Annotated in this window: 1 protein-coding gene; it reads left to right on the forward strand. The window is 67.8% G+C overall.

Features of this window, described 5'->3' with window-relative positions; translation table 11 throughout:
* Positions 1 to 192: 192 nt before the first annotated feature.
* On the forward strand, positions 193 to 1,571 hold a 1,379-nt coding region (locus tag GORHZ_RS11045; protein ID WP_006332993.1), incomplete at its 3' end, for a RelA/SpoT family protein.

The following is a 1,571-nucleotide window of genomic DNA, read 5'->3' on the forward strand; positions in this document are numbered from 1 at the left end:
CTCCGGTCTTGGCGGGCGTGCCACGATCGCGGCCGGCCTCGGCGACGATCTGCCCGTGCACGCGGTCATCGCGGGCTGACGCGGCCTCATCGCCGTCGGCCGTCGGACTAGACTCGCCTCATCGAGCGTTGCCGGTGACCGACGTCGACCCGACGTCGCGCCCCGGTCCACGCGCACGGAGAGGAGGTCACGATGGCCGACGAGGTCGAGACGAGTTCTTCTCTGAACCGTGGCGGGGTGTCGTCGAACGGTGTGCCCGAACCGCAGCTGCCGATGCCGGAACCCGTGGGGGCACCGTCATCGTCGGCGTCCCGGCGGGTGCGGGCACGGCTGGCACGGCGGATGACGACCACCCGCAGCCAGGTGCGCCCGGTATTGGAACCGCTGGTCACGCTGCATCGCGAGATCTATCCCAAGGCCGACGTCGCGTTGCTGGAGCACGCCTATGACGTCGCCGATCAGCGGCATCAGGGGCAGAAGCGCAAGTCTGGTGACCCCTACATCACCCACCCGCTGGCGGTGGCGACGATCCTGGCCGACCTGGGTATGGACACCACGACCCTGGTCGCGGCGCTGCTTCACGACACGGTCGAGGACACCGGGTACACGCTCGAGGAGTTGGAGAAGGATTTCGGTTCCGAGGTCGGCCATCTCGTCGACGGGGTGACCAAGCTGGACAAGGTCGCACTGGGCAGCGCCGCGGAGGCCGAGACCATCCGCAAGATGATCATCGCGATGGCGCGCGATCCGCGGGTGCTGGTCATCAAGGTCGCCGACCGGCTGCACAACATGCGCACGATGCGATTCCTGCCGCCGGAGAAACAGGCCCGCAAGGCGCGGGAGACGCTGGAGGTCATCGCGCCGCTTGCGCATCGCCTGGGGATGGCGACGGTGAAGTGGGAACTCGAGGACCTTTCGTTCGCCATCCTGCACCCCAAACGCTACGAGGAGATCGTGCGTCTCGTCGCCGACAGGGCGCCGTCGCGGGACACCTACCTGGCCCGGGTGCGCGCCGACATCAACAACGCTCTGGGTGCGGCACGCATCACCGCCACCGTCGAGGGGCGTCCCAAGCACTACTGGTCGATCTACCAGAAGATGATCGTCAAGGGCCGCGACTTCGACGACATCCACGACCTCGTCGGCATCCGGATCCTCTGTGACGAGGTGCGGGACTGCTACGCCGCGGTCGGCGTGGTGCACTCGCTGTGGCAGCCGATGGCCGGGCGGTTCAAGGACTACATCGCCCAGCCGCGCTACGGCGTCTACCAGTCGCTGCACACCACCGTGATCGGCCCCGAGGGCAAACCGCTCGAGGTGCAGATCCGCACCCACGACATGCACCGGACCGCCGAGTTCGGGATCGCCGCGCACTGGCGGTACAAGGAGAGCCGCGGGAAAGGGAAGGGCCCCCGCAAGTCCGACACGGCCGAGATCGACGACATGGCGTGGATGCGGCAACTGCTCGACTGGCAGCGGGAGGCGGCCGACCCCGGCGAGTTCCTCGAATCCCTCCGCTACGACCTGGCGGTGCAGGAGATCTTCGTCTTCACCCCGAAGGGGGATGTGAT

The organism is Gordonia rhizosphera NBRC 16068, assembly GCF_000298195.1.
Classification (GTDB): domain Bacteria; phylum Actinomycetota; class Actinomycetes; order Mycobacteriales; family Mycobacteriaceae; genus Gordonia; species Gordonia rhizosphera.